Consider the following 26766-nt stretch of genomic DNA (forward strand, 5'->3'; position numbering starts at 1 on the left):
AATATTTATATATGATTAATCAACGGATGATTCACATGAAGAATACTAAATTACTGCTGGCGATTGCGACTTCTGCAGCACTACTGACAGGGTGTCAAAATACGCACGGTATTGATACCAATATGGCTATCAGCTCCGGTTTAAATGCCTATAAAGCTGCAACGTTAAGCGACGCCGATGCAAAAGCCATTGCCAATCAGGGCTGTACCGAAATGGACAGCGGCAATCAAGTTGCAAGCAAATCCAGCAAGTACGGTAAACGTCTGGCAAAAATCGCCAAAGCATTGGGTAACAACATTAACGGTACGCCGGTTAACTATAAGGTTTATATGACCAGCGACGTTAACGCATGGGCGATGGCAAACGGCTGTGTCCGTGTCTACAGTGGCCTGATGGACATGATGAACGACAACGAAATTGAAGGCGTTCTGGGTCATGAACTGGGACACGTTGCATTGGGTCACTCTCTGGCTGAAATGAAAGCATCTTATGCGATTGTTGCCGCACGCGATGCAATTTCCGCCACCAGCGGTGTTGCTTCCCAGCTTTCTCGCTCGCAACTGGGCGATATCGCAGAAGGCGCTATCAATGCTAAGTACTCCCGCGATAAAGAGTCTGAAGCAGATGATTTCTCCTTTGATCTGCTGAAGAAACGTGGCATTAACACCCAGGGACTGGTCGGTAGCTTTGAAAAACTGGCCAGCCTGGATGGTGGTCGTACTCAATCTATGTTTGACTCTCATCCACCATCAGCAGAGCGTGCACAGCACATCCGCGATCGTATCGCCTCCGGTAAGTAAATCATTGTCATCTTTCGGGCTGGTCTTTCGCCAGCCCGCTATAATTGCGCAATAAATCCCCATCTGAATACAGACAAAACTGGTTTTTGCACACAACGTTAACGATTTGTGGCGCCGACGCGTATAATGCGCGCGGTTATGTTAACGGTACGCCTGTTTTAAGGAGATAAAGATGACGGCAATTGCCCCGGTTATTACCATTGATGGCCCAAGCGGTGCAGGGAAAGGCACCTTGTGTAAGGCTATGGCGGAAGCGTTGCAATGGCATCTGCTGGACTCGGGTGCAATTTATCGCGTACTGGCACTGGCGGCATTACATCACCATGTTGATGTTGCGTCGGAAGATGCGCTGGTGCCGCTGGCATCCCATCTGGATGTACGTTTTGTGTCGACCAATGGCAATCTGGAAGTGATCCTCGAAGGGGAAGATGTCAGCGGCGAAATTCGTACTCAGGAAGTGGCGAATGCGGCTTCACAAGTCGCTGCATTCCCACGCGTTCGTGAAGCATTATTGCGTCGCCAACGCGCATTCCGGGAGTTACCCGGTTTGATCGCCGATGGTCGCGATATGGGGACAGTGGTATTCCCTGATGCGCCAGTAAAAATTTTCCTTGACGCCTCCTCGGAAGAACGTGCGCATCGCCGCATGCTACAGTTGCAGGAGAAGGGCTTTAGTGTTAACTTTGAGCGCCTTTTGGCCGAGATCAAAGAACGCGACGACCGCGATCGTAATCGCGCGGTAGCGCCCTTGGTTCCGGCAGCCGATGCTTTAGTTTTGGATTCCACCACCTTAAGCATTGAGCAAGTGATTGAAAAAGCGTTACACTACGCGCGCCAAAAATTGGCTCTCGCATAAGCGACCGAATTTGCAGTACCCCCGTTGCAATGGAATGACAGCGGGTATGTTAAACAACCCCATCCGGCACGGAGCCAGGTGGACGTTAAATATAAACCTGAAGATTAAACATGACTGAATCTTTTGCTCAACTCTTTGAAGAGTCCTTAAAAGAAATCGAAACCCGCCCGGGTTCTATCGTTCGTGGCGTTGTTGTTGCTATCGACAAAGATGTAGTACTGGTTGACGCTGGTCTGAAATCTGAGTCTGCCATCCCGGCTGAGCAGTTCAAAAACGCCCAGGGCGAACTGGAAATCCAGGTAGGTGACGAAGTTGACGTTGCTCTGGACGCAGTAGAAGACGGCTTCGGTGAAACTCTGCTGTCCCGTGAGAAAGCTAAACGTCACGAAGCCTGGATCACGCTGGAAAAAGCTTACGAAGATGCTGAAACTGTTACCGGTGTTATCAACGGCAAAGTTAAGGGCGGCTTCACTGTTGAGCTGAACGGTATTCGTGCGTTCCTGCCAGGTTCTCTGGTAGACGTTCGTCCGGTGCGTGACACTCTGCACCTGGAAGGCAAAGAGCTTGAATTCAAAGTAATCAAGCTGGATCAGAAGCGCAACAACGTTGTTGTTTCTCGTCGTGCCGTTATCGAATCCGAAAACAGCGCAGAGCGCGATCAGCTGCTGGAAAACCTGCAGGAAGGCATGGAAGTTAAAGGTATCGTTAAGAACCTCACTGACTACGGTGCATTCGTTGATCTGGGCGGCGTTGACGGCCTGCTGCACATCACTGACATGGCCTGGAAACGCGTTAAGCATCCGAGCGAAATCGTCAACGTGGGCGACGAAATCACTGTTAAAGTGCTGAAGTTCGACCGCGAACGTACCCGTGTATCCCTGGGCCTGAAACAGCTGGGCGAAGATCCGTGGGTAGCTATCGCTAAACGTTATCCGGAAGGTACCAAACTGACTGGTCGCGTGACCAACCTGACCGACTACGGCTGCTTCGTTGAAATCGAAGAAGGCGTTGAAGGCCTGGTACACGTTTCCGAAATGGATTGGACCAACAAGAACATCCACCCGTCCAAAGTTGTTAACGTTGGCGATGTAGTGGAAGTTATGGTTCTGGATATCGACGAAGAACGTCGTCGTATCTCCCTGGGTCTGAAACAGTGCAAAGCTAACCCGTGGCAGCAGTTCGCGGAAACCCACAACAAGGGCGACCGTGTTGAAGGTAAAATCAAGTCTATCACTGACTTCGGTATCTTCATCGGCCTGGACGGCGGCATCGACGGCTTGGTTCACCTGTCTGACATCTCCTGGAACGTTGCAGGCGAAGAAGCAGTTCGTGAATACAAAAAAGGCGACGAAATCGCTGCAGTTGTTCTGCAGGTTGACGCAGAACGTGAACGTATCTCCCTGGGCGTTAAACAGCTCGCAGAAGATCCGTTCAACAACTGGGTTGCTCTGAACAAGAAAGGCGCTATCGTAACCGGTAAAGTAACTGCAGTTGACGCTAAAGGCGCAACCGTAGAACTGGCTGACGGCGTTGAAGGTTACCTGCGTGCTTCTGAAGCATCCCGTGACCGCGTTGAAGACGCTACCCTGGTTCTGAGCGTTGGCGACGAAGTTGAAGCTAAATTCACTGGCGTTGATCGTAAAAACCGCGCAATCAGCCTGTCTGTTCGTGCGAAAGACGAAGCTGACGAGAAAGATGCAATCGCAACTGTTAACAAACAGGAAGATGCAAACTTCTCCAACAACGCAATGGCTGAAGCTTTCAAAGCAGCTAAAGGCGAGTAATTCTCTGACTCTTCGGGATTTTTATTCCGAAGTTTGCTGAGTTTACTTGACAGATTGCAGGTTTCGTCCTGTAATCAAGCACTAAGGGCGGCTACGGCCGCCCTTAATCAATGCAGCAACAGCAGCCGTTAAATTTGCCTTTAAGGAACCGGAGGAATCATGACCAAGTCAGAATTGATAGAAAGACTTGCCACCCAGCAATCGCACATTCCCGCCAAGACGGTTGAAGATGCAGTAAAAGAGATGCTGGAGCATATGGCCTCGACTCTTGCGCAGGGCGAGCGTATTGAAATCCGCGGTTTCGGCAGTTTCTCTTTGCACTACCGCGCACCGCGTACCGGACGTAATCCGAAGACTGGCGATAAAGTAGAGCTGGAAGGAAAATACGTTCCTCACTTTAAACCTGGTAAAGAACTGCGCGATCGCGCCAATATTTACGGTTAAGTTTTAGTAAAACTTGAACGCGGAAAAAGCACCTGACGGGTGCTTTTTTCATTTCTGCAATATGGTTCTGGAAGCTGTCTCGCAGAGTTGTGTACAGTTTTCATCATCCTGCTAAATTCTTCTGAACGTGCCTCGGGCAACGCAAAACTCCCGCCAGACAACTACTCAACAAAGTTGCACACTTTCCAAAAACAGGGAGGAGTGCATGAAAATAACGACGGTTAGCCTGTGCATAATTTGCGGGATTTTTCCGCTGCTGATTTTGCCGCAGTTGCCTGGGACATTAACTCTCGCGAGTCTGACTGTATTCGTCTGCGTACTGGCATTTATTCCTGTTAAAGTCGTCCGTTATTTCACGCTGACATTGCTGTTTTTTCTTTGGGGCGTGTTGGCGGCGAAGCAAATTCTGTGGGCAGGAGAAAACTTAACTGGCGCGACGCAGGATGCAGTCGTCGAGATTACCGCCACTGACGGCATGACCACGCATTACGGGCAAATTACTCATCTACAAGGGCGGCGGTTATTTCCCGCGCCAGGCATCGCGCTATATGGCGAATATTTGCCACAATCGGTATGCGCCGGGCAACGATGGTCGATGAAACTGAAAGTGCGTGCTGTTCATGGTCAACTTAATGATGGCGGCTTTGACAGCCAGCGTTATGCCATTGCCCAGCATCAGCCACTTACCGGACGTTTTCTGCAAGCAAGCGTCATTGAACCAGGTTGTAGCCTACGTGCGCAATATCTGGCATCCCTGCAAACGACGCTGCAGCCGTATTCATGGCAGACGGTGATGCTTGGCTTAGGAATGGGTGAACGGTTATCGGTATCTAAAGAAATTAAAAATATAATGCGCGATACCGGTACGGCACATTTAATGGCGATATCGGGTTTACACATCGCTTTTGCAGCATTACTGGCTGCGGGGCTAATTCGTGGCGGGCAAATTTTCCTCCCCGGGCGTTGGATTTACTGGCAGATGCCATTAATCGGTGGAGTTTGCTGCGCTGCTTTTTATGCCTGGCTTACCGGTATGCAGCCGCCTGCATTGCGTACCGTGGTGGCGCTTGCGACCTGGGGAGCGCTCAAATTGAGCGGCCGGCAATGGAGTGGTTGGGATGTGTGGATATGCTGCCTGGCAGCAATTCTGCTGATGGATCCTGTCGCTATCCTCTCGCAAAGTTTGTGGCTCTCTGCCGCAGCGGTGGCAGCGCTGATATTTTGGTATCAGTGGTTTCCCTGCCCAGTCTGGCCATTGCCGCCTGTATTGCAATCTATTGTTTCACTTATCCATCTGCAACTTGGTATAACACTCCTGCTAATGCCGGTGCAAATAGTCATATTTCATGGCATTAGTCTGACTTCATTTATGGCAAATTTGTTCGCTATTCCCTTAGTGACATTTATTTCGGTTCCGTTGATCCTCGCCGCGATGGTTGTGCATTTAAGCGGGCCATTAATCCTGGAACAAGGGTTATGGTTTCTTGCCGATCGGTCCTTAGCTTTACTTTTTTGGGGGTTAAAGAGTTTGCCTGAAGGGTGGATAAGCATTGCTGAACGTTGGCAATGGCTATCATTTTCGCCCTGGTTATTACTGGTGATATGGCGACTAAACGCATGGCAAACGTTGCCTGCGGTGTGTATGGCTGGAGGAATTATAATGTGTTGGCCACTGTGGCAAAAACCACGGTCTGATGAGTGGCAGGTTTATATGCTTGATGTCGGGCAAGGGCTGGCAATGGTGATCGCTCGAAACGGTAAAGCGGTTCTCTATGATACAGGGCTCGCCTGGCCGGAGGGGGACAGTGGGCAACAACTGATTATTCCCTGGCTCCGCTGGCATGACCTTGAACCGGTAGGCGTTATTCTTAGTCATGAACATCTTGATCATCGGGGTGGACTGGACTCGATATTACATGCCTGGCCGACGTTATGGGTAAGAAGCCCCTTAAACTGGGTGCATCATCAGCCTGCGTGCGTGGCGAAGCGTGGCAGTGGCAAGGATTGCAGTTTAGCGTGCACTGGCCTTTGCAAGGGAGTAACGAAAAGGGAAATAACCATTCCTGTGTGATTAAGGTTGATGATGGAACACATAGCATTCTTTTGACTGGCGATATTGAAGCCCCCGCTGAACAAAAAATGCTAAGTCATTACTGGCAACAGGTTCAGGCAACTTTGATTCAGGTACCCCATCACGGTAGTAATACCTCGTCATCAGTGCCATTGATTCAGCGGGTAAATGGAAAAATGGCACTGGCATCGGCATCGCGCTATAACGCATGGCGATTACCCTCCAGTAAAGTCAAACTTCGCTATCAACTACAAGGATATCAATGGATTGACACCCCACATCAGGGGCAAATAACGGTCTATTTTTCAGCGCAAGGTTGGCGGGTGAGCAGCTTAAGGGAGCAAATTTTACCTCGTTGGTATCATCAGTGGTTTGGCGTGCCAGTGGATAACGGGTAGAATATGCGGCTATTTCAACAAATGCTGGTTTTTTGAATGCATAACGACAAAGATCTCTCTACGTGGCAGACATTCCGCCGACTGTGGCCAACCATTGCGCCTTTTAAAGCGGGTCTGATCGTGGCGGGCATAGCGTTAATTCTCAACGCAGCCAGCGATACCTTCATGTTATCGCTCCTTAAGCCGCTTCTCGATGATGGCTTTGGTAAAACAGATCGCTCCGTGCTGATGTGGATGCCGCTGGTGGTTATCGGCCTGATGATTTTACGTGGTATCACCAGTTATATCTCCAGCTACTGTATCTCCTGGGTATCAGGAAAAGTGGTCATGACCATGCGTCGACGTCTGTTCGGCCACATGATGGGAATGCCAGTGTCATTTTTTGACAAACAGTCAACCGGGACACTGCTTTCACGTATTACTTACGATTCTGAACAGGTTGCTTCGTCGTCATCCGGCGCGCTGATTACGGTGGTGCGTGAAGGTGCTTCCATTATCGGTCTGTTCGCCATGATGTTCTATTACAGCTGGCAGCTGTCGATCATTTTGATTGTGCTGGCGCCGATTGTCTCGATTGCGATTCGTATCGTGTCGAAGCGTTTTCGCAGCATCAGTAAAAACATGCAGAACACCATGGGGCAGGTGACCACCAGTGCTGAACAGATGCTGAAAGGCCACAAAGAAGTATTGATTTTTGGCGGCCAGGAAGTAGAAACAAAGCGTTTTGATAAGGTCAGCAACAAGATGCGTTTGCAGGGGATGAAGATGGTTTCTGCTTCTTCCATCTCTGACCCGATCATTCAGCTGATCGCCTCTCTGGCACTGGCATTTGTTCTCTACGCTGCGAGCTTCCCAAGCGTGATGGATAGCCTGACAGCCGGTACGATTACTGTCGTCTTCTCTTCGATGATTGCACTGATGCGTCCGCTGAAATCGCTGACCAACGTTAACGCCCAGTTCCAACGCGGGATGGCAGCATGTCAGACGCTGTTTACCATTCTGGATAGTGAACAGGAGAAAGACGAAGGTAAACGCGAGATTGAGCGTGCTACTGGTGACGTTGAATTCCGCAATGTCACTTTTACCTATCCAGGGCGTGAAGTCCCTGCGCTGCGTAATATCAACCTGAAGATCCCGGCAGGGAAAACAGTGGCTTTGGTAGGGCGTTCGGGGTCGGGTAAATCGACCATCGCCAGCCTGATCACCCGTTTTTATGATATCGATGAAGGCGAGATCCTGATGGATGGTCACGATCTGCGCGAGTATACCCTGGCGTCTTTACGTAACCAGGTTGCTCTGGTGTCGCAGAATGTCCATCTGTTTAATGACACGGTTGCCAACAACATTGCTTACGCCCGTACTGAACAGTACAGCCGTGAGCAGATTGAAGAAGCGGCACGTATGGCCTATGCCATGGACTTTATCAATAAGATGGATAACGGTCTTGATACGGTGATTGGTGAAAACGGCGTGTTGCTCTCTGGCGGTCAGCGCCAGCGTATTGCCATTGCCCGTGCCTTGCTGCGTGATAGCCCAATTCTGATTCTGGATGAAGCCACCTCGGCGCTGGACACCGAATCCGAACGCGCGATTCAGGCGGCGCTGGACGAGTTGCAGAAAAACCGTACCTCTCTGGTGATTGCCCACCGCTTGTCTACCATTGAAAAGGCAGACGAAATTGTGGTCGTCGAGGACGGGATCATTGTGGAACGCGGTACGCATAACGATTTGCTAGAGCACCGTGGAGTCTACGCACAACTTCATAAAATGCAGTTTGGCCAATGATCGAAAAAATCTGGTCTGGCGAGTCGCCTTTGTGGCGGCTACTGCTGCCACTCTCCTGGCTGTATGGTCTGGTGAGTGGCGTTATCCGTCTTTGCTATAAACTAAAACTGAAGCGCGCCTGGCGTGCCCCCGTACCGGTTGTCGTGGTTGGTAATCTCACCGCAGGCGGCAACGGAAAAACTCCGGTGGTTGTCTGGCTGGTGGAACAACTACAAACACGCGGTATTCGTGTTGGCGTAGTGTCCCGGGGCTATGGCGGTAAAGCTGAGTCGTATCCGCTGTTATTGTCGGCAGATACCACCACCGCACAGGCGGGCGATGAACCGGTGCTGATTTATCAGCGTACGGGTGCACCTGTTGCAGTTTCTCCTGTCCGTTCAGATGCGGTAAAAGCCATTCTGGCGCAATATCCCGATGTGCAGATTATCGTGACTGATGACGGTTTACAGCATTATCGTCTGGCGCGTGATGTGGAAATCGTCGTCATCGATGGCGTGCGTCGCTTTGGCAATGGCTGGTGGTTGCCTGCGGGGCCAATGCGCGAGCGCGCGGGGCGCTTAAAATCGGTTGATGCGGTAATCGTCAACGGCGGTGTCCCCCGCAGCGGTGAAATCCCCATGCATCTGCTGCCGGGTCAGGCGGTGAAGTTACGTACCGGTACGCGTTGTGACGTTGCTCAGCTTGAACATGTGGTGGCGATGGCGGGGATTGGGCATCCGCCGCGCTTTTTTGCCACGCTGAAGATGTGCGGCGTACAACCGGAAAAATGTGTACCGCTGGCCGATCATCAGTCTTTGAACCATGCGGATGTCAGCGCGTTGGTAAGCGCCGGGCAAACGCTGGTAATGACAGAAAAAGATGCGGTGAAATGCCGGGCCTTTGCAGAAGAAAATTGGTGGTATTTGCCTGTAGACGCACAGCTTTCAGGTGATGAACCAGCGAAACTGCTTGCGCAACTAACCTCGCTGGCTTCTGGCAACTAGTTACGCCGCGGCAGCGTTCGATTGATGGAGTCATGAATGTCGCTGCCGCACCTCTCCCTTGCTGATGCGCGTAATCTTCACCTTGCCGCGCAAGGCCTGTTAAACAAACCCCGCCGTCGAGCGTCGTTGGAGGATATTCCGGCAACGATCTCCCGCATGTCCTTGCTGCAAATCGATACCATCAATATTGTTGCCCGTAGTCCATATCTGGTGCTTTTCAGTCGTCTGGGAAATTATCCTGCGCAGTGGCTGGATGAGTCTCTGGCGTGTGGCGAATTAATGGAATACTGGGCGCATGAAGCCTGCTTTATGCCGCGTAGCGATTTTCGTCTTATTCGCCACCGCATGCTGGCACCTGAAAAAATGGGCTGGAAATACAGAGATGCCTGGATGCAGGAACATGCGGCGGAAATTGCACAGTTAATTCAGCATATTCATGATAAGGGGCCGGTACGTTCAGCCGATTTTGAGCATCCTCGTAAAGGGGCGAGCGGCTGGTGGGAATGGAAGCCGCATAAACGGCATCTGGAAGGGCTCTTTACCGCCGGAAAGGTGATGGTGATTGAACGGCGCAACTTCCAGCGCGTTTATGATTTAACCCACCGTGTCATGCCTGACTGGGATGATGAGCGCGATCTCGTTTCGCAAACAGAAGCAGAAATCATCATGCTGGATAACAGTGCGCGCAGCCTGGGAATATTTCGCGAACAGTGGCTGGCGGATTACTACCGGCTGAAACGTCCGGCGCTGGCAGTGTGGCGCGAAGCGAGGGCTGAACAGCAGCAAATCATTGCTGTGCATGTTGAAAAATTGGGTAATCTTTGGCTGCATGCTGATTTGCTGCCGCAACTCGAACGTGCGCTCGCCGGAAAGCTCACTGCAACGCACAGCGCGGTACTTTCGCCTTTTGATCCTGTTGTCTGGGATCGTAAACGGGCAGAGCAACTTTTTGATTTTAGCTACCGGCTGGAGTGCTACACGCCAGCGCCCAAACGCCAGTATGGTTATTTCGTTTTACCGTTATTGCATCGTGGGCAATTAGTTGGGCGAATGGATTCTAAGATGCATCGCCAGACTGGCATCTTTGAAGTGCTCTCTCTCTGGTTACAGGATGGGGTAAAACCAACAGTGACCCTTCAAAAAGGGCTGCGTCAGGCGATTACTGATTTTGCTCACTGGCAGCAGGCAACGCGAGTAACAATAGGGCGCTGCCCGCACGGTTTCTTTACTGATTGCCGCACCGGCTGGGAAATAGACCCCGACGCATAAATGATTATGATAAGATTTATGCATTCATAACCCGATCCATCTGGAGGAACTATGGATCATCGTCTGCTTGAAATCATTGCCTGCCCGGTTTGCAATGGCAAACTTTGGTATAACCAGGAAAAACAAGAGCTTATTTGCAAACTGGACAACCTGGCTTTTCCGCTGCGCGATGGCATTCCAGTGCTGCTGGAAACGGAAGCCCGCGTGCTGACTGCTGATGAGAGTAAATCATGAGTTTTGTGGTCATTATTCCCGCGCGCTATGCTTCCACGCGTCTGCCAGGTAAGCCGCTGGTCGATATTAACGGCAAACCCATGATTGTTCATGTACTCGAACGCGCGCGCGAATCAGGTGCCGAGCGCATCATCGTCGCAACCGATCATGAGGATGTCGCCCGCGCTGTTGAAGCTGCTGGCGGTGAAGTATGCATGACGCGTGCAGATCACCAGTCAGGTACAGAACGCCTGGCGGAAGTTGTCGAAAAATGCGCGTTCAGCGACGACACGGTGATTGTGAATGTGCAGGGGGATGAACCGATGATCCCCGCGACAATCATTCGTCAGGTTGCCGATAACCTTGCCCAGCGTCAGGTTGGAATGGCGACCCTGGCTGTGCCTATCCACAGTGCGGAAGAAGCCTTTAACCCGAATGCGGTTAAAGTTGTTCTCGACGCCGAAGGTTATGCGCTCTACTTCTCGCGTGCCACTATTCCGTGGGATCGTGACCGTTTTGCGAAAGGTCTGGAAACCGTAGGAGATAACTTTCTGCGCCATCTCGGCATTTATGGCTATCGTGCAGGTTTTATCCGCCGCTATGTTAACTGGCAGCCAAGCCCGTTAGAACATATCGAAATGTTAGAACAGCTTCGTGTGCTGTGGTATGGAGAAAAAATCCATGTTGCTGTCGCCCAGGAGGTTCCTGGCACCGGTGTAGATACTCCCGAAGATCTTGAGCGTGTTCGCGCTGAAATGGCTTAATTTTTCCCCACGACACTCCATCTCAATTTTGGGAGGAGTGTCGTAGCGTTACGATTCTCTTCATTTTTTCCCTTCAACAATTGATCTCATTCAGGTGACATCTTTTACATTGGCGCTCATTATGAAAGCAGTAGCTTTTATGAGGGTAATCTGAATGGAACAGCTGCGTGCCGAACTAAGCCATTTACTGGGCGAAAGATTGAGTCGTATAGAGTGTGTGAATGAAAAAGCAGACACAACTCTGTGGGCGTTGTATGACAGCCAGGGAAACCCGATGCCGCTCATGGCGCGAAGTTTTTCTACCCCGGGGCAGGCCAGACAGCTGGCATGGAAAACCACCATGCTGGCTCGGAGCGGGACTGTTCGCATGCCGACTATCTATGGCGTGATGACGCATGAAGAACATCCCGGTCCCGATGTCTTGTTGCTGGAGCGGATGCGCGGTGTTTCTGTGGAAGCTCCCGCAAGAACGCCAGAGCGCTGGGAACATCTGAAAGATCAAATTGTTGAAGCGTTGCTGGCCTGGCACCGTCAGGACAGCCGCGGATGTGTTGGCGCGGTTGACAATACTCAGGAAAATTTCTGGCCTTCCTGGTATCGTCAGCACGTTGAAATGCTGTGGGCGACGCTCAATCAGTTCAATAACACAGGTTTAACCATGCAGGATAAGCGGATTCTGTTTCGCACTCGTGAATGTCTGCCGGTGTTGTTTGAAGGTTTTAACGATAATTGTGTGCTGATTCACGGCAATTTCTGTTTGCGTAGCATGCTGAAAGATTCCCGTAGCGATCAGCTCCTGGCGATGGTCGGACCGGGGTTAATGCTCTGGGCGCCGCGTGAGTATGAATTATTCCGGTTGATGGATAACACCCTGGCGGAAGATTTGCTCTGGAGTTACCTGCAACGCGCGCCAGTGGCGGAGTCTTTCATCTGGCGGCGTTGGCTGTATGTGTTATGGGATGAAGTTGCACAACTGGTCAATACCGGGCGGTTTAACCGTAGCAACTTTGATCTGGCGACTAAATCACTCCTGCCGTGGCTCGCCTGACGAACCTTTTAGCCACTGCCAGATGCGGCCAAGCGTTTCATAGCCAACGCGGTCGCTATGCATCAACCAGACCGGAGACGGGATTGCCCGTTCCCAAGGATTAAGCGGCGAGTCGATTGCTAACTGGTTCGCCGGGGCTGGCAGCGGATTTAGCCCTTCCTGCTGAAAAAAGATCATCGCGCGTGGCAAATGAGACGCAGATGTCACCAGCAGGAAAGGGGCATCGCCAATCGCCTGTTTCACTGCGGCAGCTTCTTCTTCGGTATCTTTTGGTAAATCCAGTGTGATAATTTGCTCGCGTGGGACACCCAGCGATTGCGCCACTCTGGCACCTACTTCCGCTGTACTCACCGTATTGGTTTTTGCTACGCCTCCCGTGAAGATCAGCTTTGATCCCGGATTTTCGCGCCATAAGCGAATACCTTCATTCAGGCGCGGCAAACTGTTATTGATTAAATTAGAGCTCGGTGCCCACTGTGGGTTCCAGGTATAACCACCTCCGAGCACCACGATATAGTCCACTTTTTGCGCATTATTCCATGTCGGATAGGTGCTTTCGATGGGACGCAGCAGGCGGTCGGCTACCGGTTGCAAACTCAATAACAAGAGCGCCAGCCACCCAATGCTAATAAAAATCTTCCCGGTTTTTTGAAAACGGCTAAACCACAGCAGCGCCAGGCCAGCACCAATAATCAACAACATCAGCGGAAGTGGCAGCAGCATGCCGCCAATCACTTTTTTCAGTGTAAAAAGCATCCTTTCTGGTTCCTTTTTTGACCATATAGCAAGGGATCGCCAGCGATATTACACCAGACGGGTTCATTCTCGCCGTGGCTGTGACAAAATAGCGTCTTTATCAGAAAACGTCTTAGCCAACCGGTGGAGAAAGCAATGCAGGATCGCAATTTTGATGATATTGCGGAAAAGTTTTCCCGTAACATTTACGGCACCACCAAAGGGCAGCTTCGACAGGCTATTCTGTGGCAGGATCTCGATCGCGTGCTGGCGGAAATGGGCCCGCAAAAACTGCGTGTGCTGGATGCTGGCGGTGGAGAAGGGCAGACCGCAATCAAAATGGCCGAGCGCGGGCATCAGGTCATTTTATGCGATCTCTCTGCGCAGATGATCGACCGCGCAAAACAGGCGGCAGAAGTAAAAGGTGTGAGCGACAACATGCAATTTATACATTGCGCCGCTCAGGATGTTGCTTCACATTTGGAAACGCCCGTTGATCTGATATTGTTCCATGCGGTGCTGGAGTGGGTGGCCGATCCCCGCAGCGTATTGCAGACCCTGTGGTCAGTGTTGCGTCCAGGCGGCGTGTTGTCATTAATGTTCTACAATGCGCACGGCTTGCTGATGCATAACATGGTCGCCGGGAATTTTGATTACGTGCAGGCGGGAATGCCGAAAAAGAAAAAACGGACGCTTTCGCCAGATTATCCACGCGACCCGGCACAGGTTTATCTGTGGCTGGAAGAAGCTGGTTGGCAAATTATGGGTAAGACAGGCGTTCGCGTGTTTCATGATTATCTGCGTGAAAAGCACCAACAGCGCGACAGCTATGAAGCATTACTTGAATTAGAAACGCGTTATTGCCGTCAGGAACCGTATATTAACCTGGGGCGTTATATTCATGTCACCGCGCACAAACCGCAGAGCAAGGATAAAGTATGAGTGAATTATCCCAGACAGTCCCCGAACTGGTTGCCTGGGCCAGAAAAAATGACTTCTCCATCTCGCTGCCGGTAGACCGACTCTCTTTTCTGCTGGCGGTTGCCACGCTGAATGGCGAGCGTCTTGATGGTGAGATGAGTGAAGGCGAGTTGGTGGATGCGTTCCGCCATGTGAGTGATGCGTTTGAGCAAACCAGCGAAACCATCGGCGTGCGCGCCAACAACGCGATCAACGATATGGTACGTCAACGTCTGCTGAACCGCTTTACCAGCGAGCAGGCGGAAGGGAATGCTATTTATCGCCTGACGCCGCTCGGCATCGGCATTACTGACTACTACATCCGTCAGCGCGAGTTTTCTACGTTGCGCCTTTCTATGCAGTTGTCGATTGTGGCGGGTGAGTTAAAACGTGCCGCCGATGCCGCCGAAGAGGGCGGTGATGAATTTCACTGGCACCGCAACGTCTATGCGCCGCTGAAATATTCGGTAGCGGAAATTTTCGACAGTATCGACCTGACGCAACGTCTGATGGACGAACAGCAGCAGCAGGTGAAGGACGATATCGCTCAGTTGCTGAATAAAGACTGGCGGGCGGCGATCTCCAGCTGTGAATTGTTGCTTTCAGAAACTTCCGGAACGCTGCGTGAATTGCAGGATACGCTGGAAGCAGCAGGCGACAAGTTGCAGGCCAACCTGTTGCGCATTCAGGATGCGACGATGACCCATGACGACCTGCATTTTGTCGATCGTCTGGTGTTCGATCTGCAAAGCAAGCTCGATCGTATTATCAGCTGGGGCCAGCAATCCATCGACTTGTGGATTGGCTACGATCGCCACGTACACAAATTTATTCGTACCGCTATCGATATGGATAAAAACCGCGTCTTTGCCCAGCGTTTACGTCAGTCGGTACAAACCTATTTTGATGAGCCGTGGGCGCTGACTTACGCCAATGCCGATCGTCTGCTGGATATGCGTGACGAAGAGATGGCACTGCGCGATGAAGAAGTGACCGGGGAACTTCCGCCAGATTTAGAGTACGAAGAGTTTAACGAGATCCGCGAACAACTCGCCGCGATTATCGAAGAGCAGCTCGCCGTCTATAAAACCAGACAAGTACCGCTGGATCTTGGTCTGGTGGTACGCGAATATCTGGCGCAGTATCCGCGTGCGCGTCACTTTGACGTCGCGCGCATTGTTATTGATCAGGCGGTACGCCTCGGCGTAGCGCAAGCAGACTTCACCGGACTGCCAGCGAAATGGCAGCCGATTAATGATTACGGAGCCAAGGTACAGGCGCATGTCATCGACAAATATTGAACAAGTGATGCCGGTTAAGCTGGCGCAGGCGCTGGCGAATCCGTTATTTCCGGCGCTGGATAGCGCCTTACGTTCAGGCCGCCATATTGGCCTCGACGAACTGGATAATCATGCTTTCCTGATGGATTTTCAGGAATATCTGGAAGAGTTTTACGCGCGTTATAACGTGGAGTTAATCCGCGCGCCGGAAGGTTTCTTCTATTTACGTCCACGTTCCACCACCATCATCCCACGTTCTGTATTGTCTGAACTGGACATGATGGTCGGGAAAATCCTCTGTTATCTCTATCTCAGCCCGGAACGGCTGGCCAACGAGGGGATCTTTACCCAGCAGGAACTGTATGACGAACTGCTCACCCTGGCCGATGAAGCAAAATTGCTGAAACTGGTGAACAATCGTTCTACCGGTTCAGACGTTGACCGCCAGAAGTTGCAGGAAAAAGTACGCTCTTCGCTCAACCGTCTGCGTCGCTTAGGCATGGTGTGGTTTATGGGCCACGACAGCAGCAAGTTCCGCATTACCGAATCGGTGTTCCGCTTTGGTGCCGATGTGCGTGCGGGCGACGATCCGCGTGAAGCACAACGTCGTCTGATTCGCGATGGTGAAGCAATGCCGATTGAAAATCACCTGCAACTCAATGACGAAACCGAAGAGAGTCAGCCAGATAGCGGAGAGGAAGAATAATGATTGAACGCGGTAAATTTCGCTCACTGACGCTGATTAACTGGAACGGCTTTTTTGCCCGAACTTTTGACCTGGATGAGCTGGTTACGACGCTTTCCGGCGGTAACGGGGCGGGCAAATCCACTACTATGGCGGCGTTTGTTACGGCGCTCATTCCCGACCTGACCCTGCTGCATTTCCGTAACACCACGGAAGCCGGGGCTACCAGTGGTTCGCGCGATAAAGGTCTGCACGGTAAGCTGAAAGCGGGTGTCTGTTATTCGATGCTCGACACCATTAACTCGCGCCACCAGCGCGTGGTGGTCGGTGTGCGTCTGCAACAGGTTGCCGGACGCGATCGTAAAGTGGATATCAAGCCGTTTGCCATTCAGGGACTGCCGATGTCGGTGCAGCCGACACAGCTGGTGACCGAATCCCTGAACGAACGTCAGGCGCGCGTGCTGCCGCTTAACGAGCTGAAAGACAAGCTCGAGGCGATGGAAGGCGTGCAGTTTAAACAGTTCAACTCCATTACCGATTACCACTCGCTGATGTTCGATCTGGGCATCATCGCGCGTCGTCTGCGCTCAGCGTCTGATCGTAGTAAATTCTATCGTCTGATCGAGGCCTCGCTGTATGGCGGGATCTCCAGCGCCATTACCCGTTCTCTGCGCGACTACCTGTTGCCGGAAAACAGCGGCGTGCGTAAAGCGTTCCAGGACATGGAAGCGGCGCTGCGCGAAAACCGCATGACGCTGGAAGCGATTCGCGTCACCCAGTCTGACCGTGACCTGTTTAAGCATCTGATCAGCGAAGCCACCAACTACGTGGCAGCGGACTACATGCGTCACGCCAACGAGCGCCGTGTCCATCTCGATAAAGCGCTGGAGTTTCGTCGCGAACTACATACTTCGCGTCAGCAACTGGCGGCGGAGCAGTACAAACACGTCGATATGGCGCGTGAACTGGCAGAGCACAACGGTGCCGAGGGCGATCTGGAAGCGGATTATCAGGCGGCCAGCGATCACCTGAACCTGGTGCAAACCGCACTGCGTCAGCAGGAGAAGATCGAACGCTACGAAGCGGATCTCGATGAGCTGCAGATCCGTCTGGAAGAGCAAAACGAAGTGGTGGCAGAAGCCATCGAAAGCCAGGAAGAGAACGAAGCGCGCGCAGAAGCCGCCGAACTGGAAGTGGACGAGCTGAAAAGCCAGCTTGCCGACTACCAGCAGGCGCTGGACGTCCAGCAAACGCGCGCGATCCAGTACAACCAGGCGATTGCTGCGCTTAATCGTGCCAAAGAACTGTGCCATCTGCCAGACTTAACCGCCGACAGCGCCGCCGAATGGCTGGAAACCTTCCAGGCGAAAGAGCTGGAAGCGACTGAAAAAATGCTCTCTCTTGAGCAGAAAATGAGCATGGCGCAAACCGCGCACAGCCAGTTTGAGCAGGCTTATCAGCTGGTGGTTGCAATCAACGGTCCGCTGGCGCGTAACGAGGCGTGGGATGTCGCCCGCGAACTGCTGCGCGAAGGGGTCGATCAGCGTCACCTGGCAGAGCAGGTTCAGCCACTGCGGATGCGTTTAAGCGAACTGGAACAGCGTCTGCGCGAGCAGCAAGAAGCTGAGCGTCTGCTGGCAGATTTCTGCAAACGTCAGGGCAAGAATTTTGATATCGACGAACTGGAAGCCCTGCATCAGGAACTGGAAGCGCGTATTGCCTCTCTTTCTGACAGCGTTTCCAACGCCCGTGAAGAGCGTATGGCACTGCGTCAGGAACAGGAACAGCTGCAATCCCGTATTCAGAGCCTGATGCAGCGTGCGCCGGTTTGGCTGGCAGCGCAAAACAGCCTCAATCAGTTGAGCGAGCAGTGCGGTGAAGAGTTCACCTGCAGCCAGGACGTCACCGAATATCTGCAACAACTGCTGGAGCGTGAGCGCGAAGCGATTGTTGAACGTGATGAAGTGGGCGCGCGCAAAAACGCTGTCGATGAAGAGATCGAACGTTTAAGCCAGCCAGGCGGCTCCGAAGACCAGCGTCTGAATGCGCTGGCGGAACGCTTTGGCGGCGTGCTGCTGTCAGAAATTTATGACGACGTTAGCCTGGACGATGCGCCGTACTTCTCGGCGTTGTATGGCCCGTCTCGCCACGCCATTGTGGTGCCGGATCTGTCACAGGTGGCCGAACAGCTGGAAGGCTTAACCGATTGCCCGGAAGATCTCTACTTGATCGAGGGAGATCCGCAGTCGTTCGATGATAGCGTGTTCAACGTCGATGAGCTGGAAAAAGCGGTGGTGGTGAAAACCGCCGAGCGTCAGTGGCGTTATTCACGTTTCCCGGAAGTGCCGCTGTTTGGTCGCGCGGCGCGTGAAAGCCGGATCGAAAGCCTGCACGCCGAGCGCGAATTGCTCTCTGAACGCTTTGCTACGCTCTCCTTTGATGTTCAGAAAACCCAGCGACTGCATCAGGCATTCAGCCGCTTTATTGGCAGCCATCTGGCAGTGGCGTTTGAGTCTGATCCGGAAGCCGAAATTCGCCAACTGAACAGCCGTCGTGTCGAACTGGAGCGGGCGTTGAGTAATCATGAAAATGATAACCAGCAGCAGCGAATTCAGTTTGAGCAGGCGAAAGAGGGCGTTGCGGCACTGAACCGTATCCTGCCGCGTCTCAACCTGTTAGCGGATGACTCACTGGCGGATCGTGTCGATGAAATTCGCGAACGTCTTGATGAAGCTCAGGAAGCTGCGCGTTTTGTTCAGCAGTTTGGCAACCAACTGGCGAAACTGGAGCCGATCGTTTCTGTGTTGCAGAGCGACCCGGAACAGTTCGAACAGTTAAAAGAAGATTACGCGTATTCTCAGCAGATGCAGCGCGATGCCCGTCAACAGGCATTTGCCCTGACTGAAGTGGTGCAGCGTCGTGCGCACTTTAGCTACTCTGACTCGGCAGAAATGCTTAGTGGGAACAGCGATCTCAACGAAAAACTGCGCGAACGTCTGGAGCAGGCGGAAGCGGAACGTACTCGTGCTCGTGAAGCGTTGCGCGGCCACGCTGCGCAGTTGAGTCAGTACAACCAGGTACTGGCTTCGCTGAAAAGTTCTTACGACACCAAAAAAGAGCTGCTCAACGATCTGCAACGTGAACTGCAGGATATCGGCGTGCGCGCCGATAGCGGGGCAGAAGAGCGGGCGCGTATTCGTCGTGACGAATTGCATGCGCAACTGAGCAATAACCGTTCACGCCGCAATCAACTGGAAAAAGCGCTGACCTTCTGCGAAGCGGAGATGGACAACCTGACCCGCAAACTGCGCAAGCTGGAGCGTGATTACTTCGAGATGCGCGAGCAGGTAGTGACCGCCAAAGCGGGCTGGTGTGCAGTCATGCGCATGGTGAAAGATAATGGCGTTGAACGCCGCTTACACCGTCGTGAGTTGGCTTATCTCTCTGCCGATGATTTACGTTCCATGTCGGATAAGGCCTTAGGTGCGCTGCGTCTGGCGGTGGCGGATAACGAACATCTGCGCGACGTGCTGCGCATGTCGGAAGATCCAAAACGACCTGAGCGCAAAATCCAGTTCTTCGTGGCGGTTTATCAGCATCTGCGCGAACGTATTCGCCAGGATATTATTCGTACCGATGATCCGGTGGAAGCTATCGAGCAGATGGAAATCGAACTTAGCCGTCTGACCGAAGAGTTAACTTCTCGCGAACAGAAACTGGCGATCAGCTCCCGCAGTGTGGCGAACATCATTCGCAAAACCATTCAGCGCGAACAGAACCGTATCCGCATGCTCAACCAGGGCTTGCAGAGCGTATCGTTCGGTCAGGTGAACAGCGTGCGTCTGAACGTGAACGTGCGTGAAACCCACGCCATGCTGCTTGACGTGCTTTCAGAACAGCATGAGCAACATCAGGATCTGTTCAAGAGCAACCGCCTGACCTTCTCGGAAGCTCTGGCAAAACTGTATCAGCGACTTAACCCACAAATTGATATGGGCCAGCGCACGCCGCAGACCATTGGTGAAGAACTTCTGGATTACCGTAACTACCTGGAGATGGAAGTTGAGGTTAACCGTGGTTCCGATGGCTGGCTGCGCGCGGAGTCTGGCGCACTGTCGACCGGTGAGGCTATCGGTACGGGTATGTCGATTCTGGTGATGGTAGTACAGAGCTGGGAAGATGAATCTCGCCGCCTGCGCGGTAAAGATATCTCTCCTTGCCGTCTGCTATTCCTCGATGAAGCTGCGCGACTGGATGCCCGTTCCATCGCCACGCTGTTTGAATTGTGTGAGCGTTTGCAAATGCAGCTCATCATCGCGGCACCTGAAAATATCAGCCCGGAGAAAGGCACCACCTATAAACTGGTGCGTAAAGTCTTCCAGAATACCGAACACGTTCACGTAGTCGGCCTGCGAGGATTTGCGCCGCAACTCCCTGAAACGCTTCCAGGAACAGATGAAGCGCCTTCTCAGGCAAGTTAAGTTCAAGGCGGCAGCGATGCCGCCTTTTTTTTCGAAAAACTCCGTTTCTGCACTAAAAAAATGCCGCATTATGGCGCGCTTTTCTTTAAACTTCTTTACATTAGGTTGTGTAAAAACGTACCGACGTTTATATACTGAAGGTAAGCTTGATAAGTAACAGGCTTGCTCGTCATACTTTCATGAGTATTGGCGTTGTAAAGGCAGTTAAGATAAAACAGCCTGGCTATTCAGAGTATGATAAAAACAGGGGGCAAGGGATGTTGCTTAACATGATGTGTGGTCGTCGGCTTTCGGCAATCAGTTTGTGCCTGGCCGTAACATTCGCTCCACTGTTCAGTGTGCAGGCTGATGAGCCTGAGGTTATCCCTGGTGACAGCCCGGTGGCTGTAAGTGAACAGGGAGATGTACTGCCGCAGGCGCAAGCCACGGCAATAATGGCGGGGATCCAACCGCTACCTGAAGGTGCGGCAGAAAAGGCCCGCACGCAAATTGAATCACAATTACCTGCAGGTTATAAGCCGGTTTATCTTAACCAGCTTCAACTCTTGTATGCAGCACGCGATATGCAGCCGATGTGGGAAAATCGTGATGCAGTTAAAGCTTTCCAGCAGCAGTTGGCGGAAGTGGCGATTGCCGGTTTTCAACCGCAGTTTAACAAATGGGTGGAGTTACTGACTGACCCTGGCGTTAACGGTATGGCACGTGATGTGGTGCTATCGGATGCAATGATGGGGTATCTCCATTTCGTCGCAAACATTCCGGTCAAAGGTACCCGCTGGCTGTACAGCAGTAAACCTTATGCGCTCTCAACACCGCCGCTCTCGGTCATTAACCATTGGCAGGTGGCGCTGGATAACGGTCAATTGACCACGTTTGTCTCAGGGTTGGCACCACAGCATCCGCAATATTCAGCAATGCATGAATCTTTGCTGACCTTATTGAGTGATTCCAAACCGTGGCCGCAACTGACCGGTAAAGCAACGCTACGCCCTGGTCAATGGAGTAACGACGTCCCGGCGCTGCGCGAGATTTTGCAGCGTACAGGTATGCTCGAAGGTGGGCCGAAAATAGCACTGCCGGGCGATGAAACATCGACAGGCGCGGTAGTTAGTCCGTCTGCCGCTGCAATCGAAACAGCCGAAACTAAGCCGATGGATAAGCAAACTACAGCTCGCAGTAAACCAGCGCCAGCCGTCCGAGCTGCTTATGATAATGAGCTGGTGGAAGCCGTGAAACGTTTTCAGGCATGGCAAGGCTTAGGGGCAGATGGCTCTATTGGTCCGGCAACGCGAGACTGGTTAAACGTCACGCCTGCACAGCGAGCGGGCGTGCTGGCGCTCAATATCCAGCGATTGCGCTTGCTACCATCCGAGCTTTCTACTGGCATCATGGTTAACATTCCGGCCTATTCGCTGGTCTATTATCAGAACGGCAATCAAGTGCTGGATTCACGGGTCATTGTCGGTCGTCCCGATCGCAAAACGCCGATGATGAGCAGTGCCTTAAACAATGTGGTGGTAAACCCGCCGTGGAACGTACCACCGACGCTGGCACGCAAAGATATTCTGCCAAAGGTGCGTAACGATCCTGGTTATCTGGAAAGTCATGGCTATACGGTGATGCGCGGCTGGAACAGCAAAGATGCGCTTGACCCGTGGCAGATTGACTGGTCGACGATAACCGCATCGAATTTGCCGTTCCGCTTCCAGCAAGCTCCTGGTCCGCGAAATTCGCTAGGACGGTATAAATTTAATATGCCGAGTTCAGACGCTATCTATTTGCATGACACGCCGAATCACAATCTTTTCAAACGTGAAACGCGCGCGTTGAGTTCTGGCTGTGTGCGGGTGAACAAGGCGTCGGATCTGGCAAACATGCTGCTGCAGGATGCTGGCTGGAATGACAAGCGTATCTCCGATGCTCTGAAGCGGGGTGATACCCGTTACGTTAATATTCGTCAATCGATACCGGTTAATCTTTACTATCTGACCGCCTTTGTTGGTGCAGATGGTCGTACCCAATATCGTACAGATATTTACAATTATGATCTGCCTGCACGATCCAGCTCGCAAATTGTCTCAAAAGCGGAACAATTAATCAGATAAATGAAGTAGTTCGGGAAAATCTGTTGTCGTAATAATTGGCATGTTCGGGGGCTATTCTCTGTAGCCCCCGTCGCTGCTGGGGGTGAGTCATCTTGACGTCAGCTTTATGGGCGGTTAAGGTGCCTCTTGTGCGCCAGAAGTGCATATAAACGATAACATTGACCTGTAGACTTGATTATCATGGACAAATTCGACGCTAATCGCCGCAAACTACTGGCGCTTGGTGGCGTTGCACTTGGTGCCGCCATCCTGCCGACGCCTTCATTTGCGACACTCTCTACCCCACGTCCGCGCATTTTGACACTTAACAATCTCCACACCGGAGAGTCAATTAAGGCGGAGTTTTTCGATGGCAGAGGCTATATTCAGGAAGAATTGGCAAAACTAAACCATTTTTTCCGCGATTTCCGCGCGAACAAAATAAGGTCCATCGACCCAGGATTATTCGACCAGTTATATCGCCTGCAAGGGTTGTTAGGCACTCGCAAGCCAGTACAGCTCATATCTGGCTACCGTTCGATTGACACCAATAACGAATTACGCGCCCACAGCCGTGGAGTAGCAAAGAAAAGCTATCACACTAAAGGGCAGGCGATGGACTTCCATATTGAAGGTATTGCGTTAAGCAATATACGCAAAGCAGCGTTATCTATGCGCGCAGGTGGTGTAGGATATTACCCACGCAGTAACTTTGTGCATATTGATACCGGGCCAGCACGGCACTGGTAACAATCGCTTAACGAAACAGGGGCAGTATGAACTATCGTATTATTCCGGTCACCGCATTTTCCCAGAACTGTTCATTGATCTGGTGTGAGCAAACTCGCCTGGCCGCACTGGTTGATCCGGGCGGCGATGCGGAAAAAATCAAACAGGAAGTTGACGCCAGCGGTCTGACGCTAATGCAGATCCTGCTGACGCATGGTCATCTGGACCACGTTGGCGCAGCGGCGGAACTGGCACAACACTACGGCGTGCCAGTGCTTGGCCCGGAAAAAGAAGATGAGTTCTGGCTGCAAGGCTTGCCTGCGCAGAGTCGCATGTTTGGCCTGGAAGAGTGTCAGCCATTAACGCCAGATCGCTGGCTGAATGAAGGCGACACTATCAGCATAGGGAATGTGACTTTACAGGTGTTACATTGCCCAGGGCATACGCCAGGCCATGTGGTTTTCTTTGATAATCAGGCAAAACTGTTGATTTCTGGCGACGTCCTTTTCAAAGGCGGAGTAGGGCGCAGTGACTTCCCACGAGGCGATCACAATCAACTGATTTCTTCAATCAAAGATAAATTGCTGCCATTGGGGGATGACGTGACATTTATTCCGGGTCACGGACCATTATCCACTCTTGGTTATGAGCGCCTGCATAATCCCTTCCTGCAAGACGAAATGCCCGTCTGGTAAAAGCACATAAAAAAGCCCGCTTTTAATGCGGGCCTGGATTTCTGGCAAAGTGCGCTTTGTTTATGCCGGATGCGGCGCGAGCACCTTATCCAGCTTACAAAATCGTGCAAATTCAAAATATTGCAGGGGACGCATAGGTCTGATAAGCGTAGCGCATCAGGCAATGTTGCGTTTGTCATCAGTCTCAGCCCGCTTTCAGCGGGCTTCATCGGTTTTAACGCTTACAGCACAGCCACAATCGCTTCGCACAGCGGCGCCATGTTATCTGGCGTCATTCCGGCCACGTTTACGCGACCAGAAGCAACAGCATACACGCCAAACTCTTCACGCAGACGCAGTACCTGTTCTTTTGTCAGGCCACTGAAAGAGAACATACCATTCTGTTTGATGATAAAGCTAAAGTCGCGGTTTGCGCCTTTCTCCTGCAGTGTATTAACAAATAACTGACGCATACGCTGAATGCGCTGGCGCATATCGGTCAGCTCTTGTTCCCAGATCGCACGCAAAGCCTCGTTGCTCAGGATCGTGGCAACAACCGAAGCCCCGTGAGCCGGTGGGTTAGAATAGTTTGCGCGAATTACTGCTTTCATCTGGCTGAATGCACGATCGACAGTTTCACTGTCTGCGGCAACCAGAGTACAAGCGCCAACACGCTCGTTGTACAGGCCAAAGTTCTTAGAGTAGGAACTGGCGACGATCAGCTCTTTATGCAGAGCCGCGAAAGCGCGCAGACCTTCAGCATCCTCTTCCAGACCACGGGCGAAACCCTGGTAAGCGAAGTCAAATAGCGGAAGCCAGCCTTTCTCAACAGAAAGCTGCGCCAGTGTTTGCCATTGCTCCAGTGTAGGATCGATGCCGGTAGGGTTATGGCAGCAGCCGTGGAACAGGACAACGTCACCAGCCTGAGCTTCGTTCAGACTGTTAACTAAAGCGTCGAAGTCCAGAGTGTGATTTTCCGCATCGTAATAAGCGTATTCACGAACTTCCAGACCCGCAGAGTTAAATACGCTCTTATGGTTTGGCCAGCTTGGGTTGCTCACCCATACACGCTTAACGCTGGTATTTTTTGCCAGGAAATCGGCAGCTACACGTAATGCACCGGTACCACCTGGGGTCTGGGCTGTACGTGCGCGTTTGTCATTGATTAAGGCGCTACCTTTACCAAACAGCAGTTCCTGAGTACAACGACCAAATTCAGGAATACCGTCAATGCCGAGGTAGTTTTTGGTGGTTTCATTTTCGAGCAGATACTGTTCAGCCTTTTTAACGCTGGTCAATACCGGGGTTTTGCCCGTCTCATCTTTATAGACACCAATCCCGAGGTTAATTTTGCCGGGACGTTCATCGGCACGAAACAGATCGGCCAGGCCCAGAATCGGGTCGGCAGGAGCGGCGGTAATGTTCTCAAACATGACGAGGTTCCATTATGGTTACAGAAGGGAAGTCCGCTATCAGGGTAACGGGAGATTTACAAAATTCCAACTATTACTGATGAAAACGCAGGCTGTTTTTTCAAGACGTGAGATTGCTCTGGAAGGCATAAAAAAACAGGACCAAAGTCCTGTTTTTTCGGCATTTAACAAAGAGGTCTGCTATTAGAACTGGTAAACGATACCTACAGCAACGGTATCATCAGAACCTACGCCCAGTTTGTTGTCAGAATCGATCTGGTTGATGATGTAGTCAACATAAGTGGACATGTTTTTGTTGAAGTAGTAGGTTGCGCCCACTTCAACGTAGTTCACCAGATCAACATCACCGATGCCTTCTACGTCTTTCGCTTTAGATTTGGTGTAAGCGATGGACGGACGCAGACCAAAGTCAAACTGGTATTGCGCAACTAACAGAACGTCTTGCGTTTTGTTGGCAAAGCCACCAGTGATCGGGGTAGCGTTACGGGTTTCACCGTAGTTTGCTGCCAGGTAGATGTTATTTGCATCATACTTCAGGCCAGTTGCCCACTGTTCAGCTTTTTTACCCTGGCCGAGAGGCTGAGCTTCTTGCAGGTCGGTGCGGTCAGCTGCACCATAAGCACCAACGATACCAAAGCCTTCGAATTCGTAGCTGATGGAACCGCCAACACCGTCGCCGTTAGAACGTCGTGCAGTATCACGCTCGTTTTTACCGAGGTACTGAACAGCGAAGTTCAGGCCGTCAACCAGACCAAAGAAGTTGGAGTTACGGTAAGTTGCAACGCCGCCAACACGACCTACGAAGAAGTCATCGCTGTATGCGGTATCACCACCGAACTCTGGCAGCATATCGGTGTAGCCCAGTGCGTCATAAACAACACCGTAATTACGACCATAATCGAAAGAACCTACGTCAGCGTATTTCAGACCAGCGAATGCCAGACGGGTTTTGTTGCCAGTTTGAGCGTCAGCACCTTCAGAGTTATTACCCTGGAAGTTGTATTCCCACTGACCATAACCGGTCAGATCGGAATTGATTTGAGTTTCCCCTTTAAAACCAAGACGGGCATAGGTCATGTCACCATTGCCACCGTAACTGTTTTCACCGTTATCCTTGGAAAAATAATGCAGACCGACAGCTTTACCGTACAGATCTACTTTATTGCCATCTTTGTTATAGATTTCTGCAGCGTTTGCAGTACCTGCTACTAACAGAGCAGGGACAATCACTGCCAGAATATTGCGCTTCATCATTATTTATTACCCTCATGGTTTTTTTTATAACACCTG

Annotated in this window: 20 protein-coding genes and 1 pseudogene; 18 read left to right on the forward strand and 3 right to left on the reverse strand. The window is 51.7% G+C overall.

The features are described 5' to 3' along the window. The first annotated feature begins 35 nt into the window (after positions 1-35). The 11 genes and pseudogenes from ycaL to FFT88_RS19765 all read left to right on the forward strand — a co-directional run bounded on the left by ycaL (position 36) and on the right by FFT88_RS19765 (position 12415). Positions 36-800 carry a metallopeptidase YcaL gene (gene ycaL, locus FFT88_RS19715; RefSeq protein WP_130205325.1) on the forward strand — a complete coding sequence of 255 codons (765 nt, stop codon included), beginning with the start codon at positions 36-38 and terminating at the stop codon, positions 798-800. A gap of 172 nt (positions 801-972) precedes the next feature. Next, positions 973-1656 (forward strand): (d)CMP kinase, encoded by a 684-nt coding sequence (gene cmk, locus FFT88_RS19720; protein ID WP_000125014.1) that lies wholly within the window; start codon positions 973-975, stop codon positions 1654-1656. A gap of 110 nt (positions 1657-1766) precedes the next feature. Next, the gene (gene rpsA / locus FFT88_RS19725; protein ID WP_000140327.1) at positions 1767-3440 is read left to right on the forward strand and encodes a 30S ribosomal protein S1; all 1674 of its coding nucleotides are present in this window, start codon (positions 1767-1769) and stop codon (positions 3438-3440) included. Positions 3441-3599: 159 nt separating this feature from the next. Continuing rightward, on the forward strand, positions 3600-3884 hold the full coding sequence (ihfB, locus tag FFT88_RS19730) for an integration host factor subunit beta (RefSeq protein WP_000167336.1): 285 nt from the start codon (positions 3600-3602) through the stop codon (positions 3882-3884). Positions 3885-4089: 205 nt separating this feature from the next. Continuing rightward, positions 4090-6353, forward strand: a pseudogene (locus FFT88_RS19735) (ComEC family protein). A gap of 36 nt (positions 6354-6389) precedes the next feature. Next, positions 6390-8138, forward strand: coding sequence for a lipid A ABC transporter ATP-binding protein/permease MsbA (gene msbA / locus FFT88_RS19740; RefSeq protein ID WP_130205329.1), 1749 nt, complete (start codon positions 6390-6392; stop codon positions 8136-8138). Further along, on the forward strand, positions 8135-9121 hold the full coding sequence (lpxK, locus tag FFT88_RS19745; RefSeq protein WP_135404494.1) for a tetraacyldisaccharide 4'-kinase: 987 nt from the start codon (positions 8135-8137) through the stop codon (positions 9119-9121). The genes msbA and lpxK overlap by 4 nt, the downstream gene beginning before the upstream one ends. A gap of 36 nt (positions 9122-9157) precedes the next feature. Continuing rightward, a complete protein-coding gene (gene ycaQ, locus FFT88_RS19750) occupies positions 9158-10390 on the forward strand; it encodes a crosslink repair DNA glycosylase YcaQ (RefSeq protein WP_135404493.1) in 1233 nt (410 codons plus the stop codon). A 51-nt stretch (positions 10391-10441) separates the two neighbouring features. After that, complete coding sequence (gene ycaR / locus FFT88_RS19755) at positions 10442-10624, forward strand: protein YcaR (protein WP_000350058.1); 183 nt, start codon at positions 10442-10444, stop codon at positions 10622-10624. After that, a complete protein-coding gene (gene kdsB / locus FFT88_RS19760; RefSeq protein ID WP_064528339.1) occupies positions 10621-11367 on the forward strand; it encodes a 3-deoxy-manno-octulosonate cytidylyltransferase in 747 nt (248 codons plus the stop codon). Before ycaR ends, kdsB begins: the two co-directional genes overlap by 4 nt. 154 nt (positions 11368-11521) lie before the next feature. Then, positions 11522-12415, forward strand: coding sequence for a YcbJ family phosphotransferase (locus tag FFT88_RS19765; RefSeq protein WP_130205335.1), 894 nt, complete (start codon positions 11522-11524; stop codon positions 12413-12415). On the opposite strand, the gene elyC is transcribed toward FFT88_RS19765, so the two are convergent. Continuing rightward, positions 12392-13171 (reverse strand): envelope biogenesis factor ElyC, encoded by a 780-nt coding sequence (gene elyC / locus FFT88_RS19770; protein WP_135404492.1) that lies wholly within the window; start codon positions 13169-13171, stop codon positions 12392-12394. The genes FFT88_RS19765 and elyC overlap by 24 nt on opposite strands. A 135-nt stretch (positions 13172-13306) precedes the next feature. Here elyC and cmoM point away from each other — a divergent pair, with 135 nt between their 5' ends. From cmoM to gloC, 7 genes are all read left to right on the forward strand, one after another. After that, positions 13307-14092, forward strand: coding sequence for a tRNA uridine 5-oxyacetic acid(34) methyltransferase CmoM (cmoM, locus tag FFT88_RS19775; protein WP_130258243.1), 786 nt, complete (start codon positions 13307-13309; stop codon positions 14090-14092). Next, positions 14089-15411, forward strand: coding sequence for a chromosome partition protein MukF (gene mukF / locus FFT88_RS19780; protein ID WP_130205341.1), 1323 nt, complete (start codon positions 14089-14091; stop codon positions 15409-15411). The genes cmoM and mukF overlap by 4 nt, the downstream gene beginning before the upstream one ends. Continuing rightward, positions 15392-16096: a chromosome partition protein MukE gene (mukE, locus tag FFT88_RS19785; RefSeq protein ID WP_001602111.1), complete on the forward strand. Its 705-nt coding sequence runs from the start codon at positions 15392-15394 to the stop codon at positions 16094-16096. Before mukF ends, mukE begins: the two co-directional genes overlap by 20 nt. Continuing rightward, on the forward strand, positions 16096-20556 hold the full coding sequence (mukB, locus tag FFT88_RS19790) for a chromosome partition protein MukB (RefSeq protein WP_135404491.1): 4461 nt from the start codon (positions 16096-16098) through the stop codon (positions 20554-20556). The genes mukE and mukB overlap by 1 nt, the downstream gene beginning before the upstream one ends. A gap of 257 nt (positions 20557-20813) precedes the next feature. Beyond that, positions 20814-22661, forward strand: a complete 1848-nt coding sequence (ldtD, locus tag FFT88_RS19795) for a L,D-transpeptidase (RefSeq protein WP_130222111.1) — start codon at positions 20814-20816, stop codon at positions 22659-22661. A gap of 180 nt (positions 22662-22841) precedes the next feature. After that, positions 22842-23390 (forward strand): YcbK family protein, encoded by a 549-nt coding sequence (locus FFT88_RS19800; RefSeq protein ID WP_130205347.1) that lies wholly within the window; start codon positions 22842-22844, stop codon positions 23388-23390. Between the two features lie 26 nt (positions 23391-23416). Beyond that, positions 23417-24064: a hydroxyacylglutathione hydrolase GloC gene (gloC, locus tag FFT88_RS19805; RefSeq protein WP_130205349.1), complete on the forward strand. Its 648-nt coding sequence runs from the start codon at positions 23417-23419 to the stop codon at positions 24062-24064. A 221-nt stretch (positions 24065-24285) separates the two neighbouring features. On the opposite strand, the gene aspC is transcribed toward gloC, so the two are convergent. Both aspC and ompF read right to left on the reverse strand, forming a co-directional pair. Then, positions 24286-25476, reverse strand: coding sequence for an aspartate transaminase (aspC, locus tag FFT88_RS19810; protein ID WP_130205351.1), 1191 nt, complete (start codon positions 25474-25476; stop codon positions 24286-24288). Positions 25477-25659: 183 nt separating this feature from the next. After that, positions 25660-26730 carry a porin OmpF gene (ompF, locus tag FFT88_RS19815; protein WP_130205353.1) on the reverse strand — a complete coding sequence of 357 codons (1071 nt, stop codon included), beginning with the start codon at positions 26728-26730 and terminating at the stop codon, positions 25660-25662. Positions 26731-26766 lie beyond the last annotated feature (36 nt).

The organism is Escherichia sp. E4930, from assembly GCF_005845405.1.
In the GTDB taxonomy this organism is placed as follows: Bacteria; Pseudomonadota; Gammaproteobacteria; order Enterobacterales; family Enterobacteriaceae; genus Escherichia.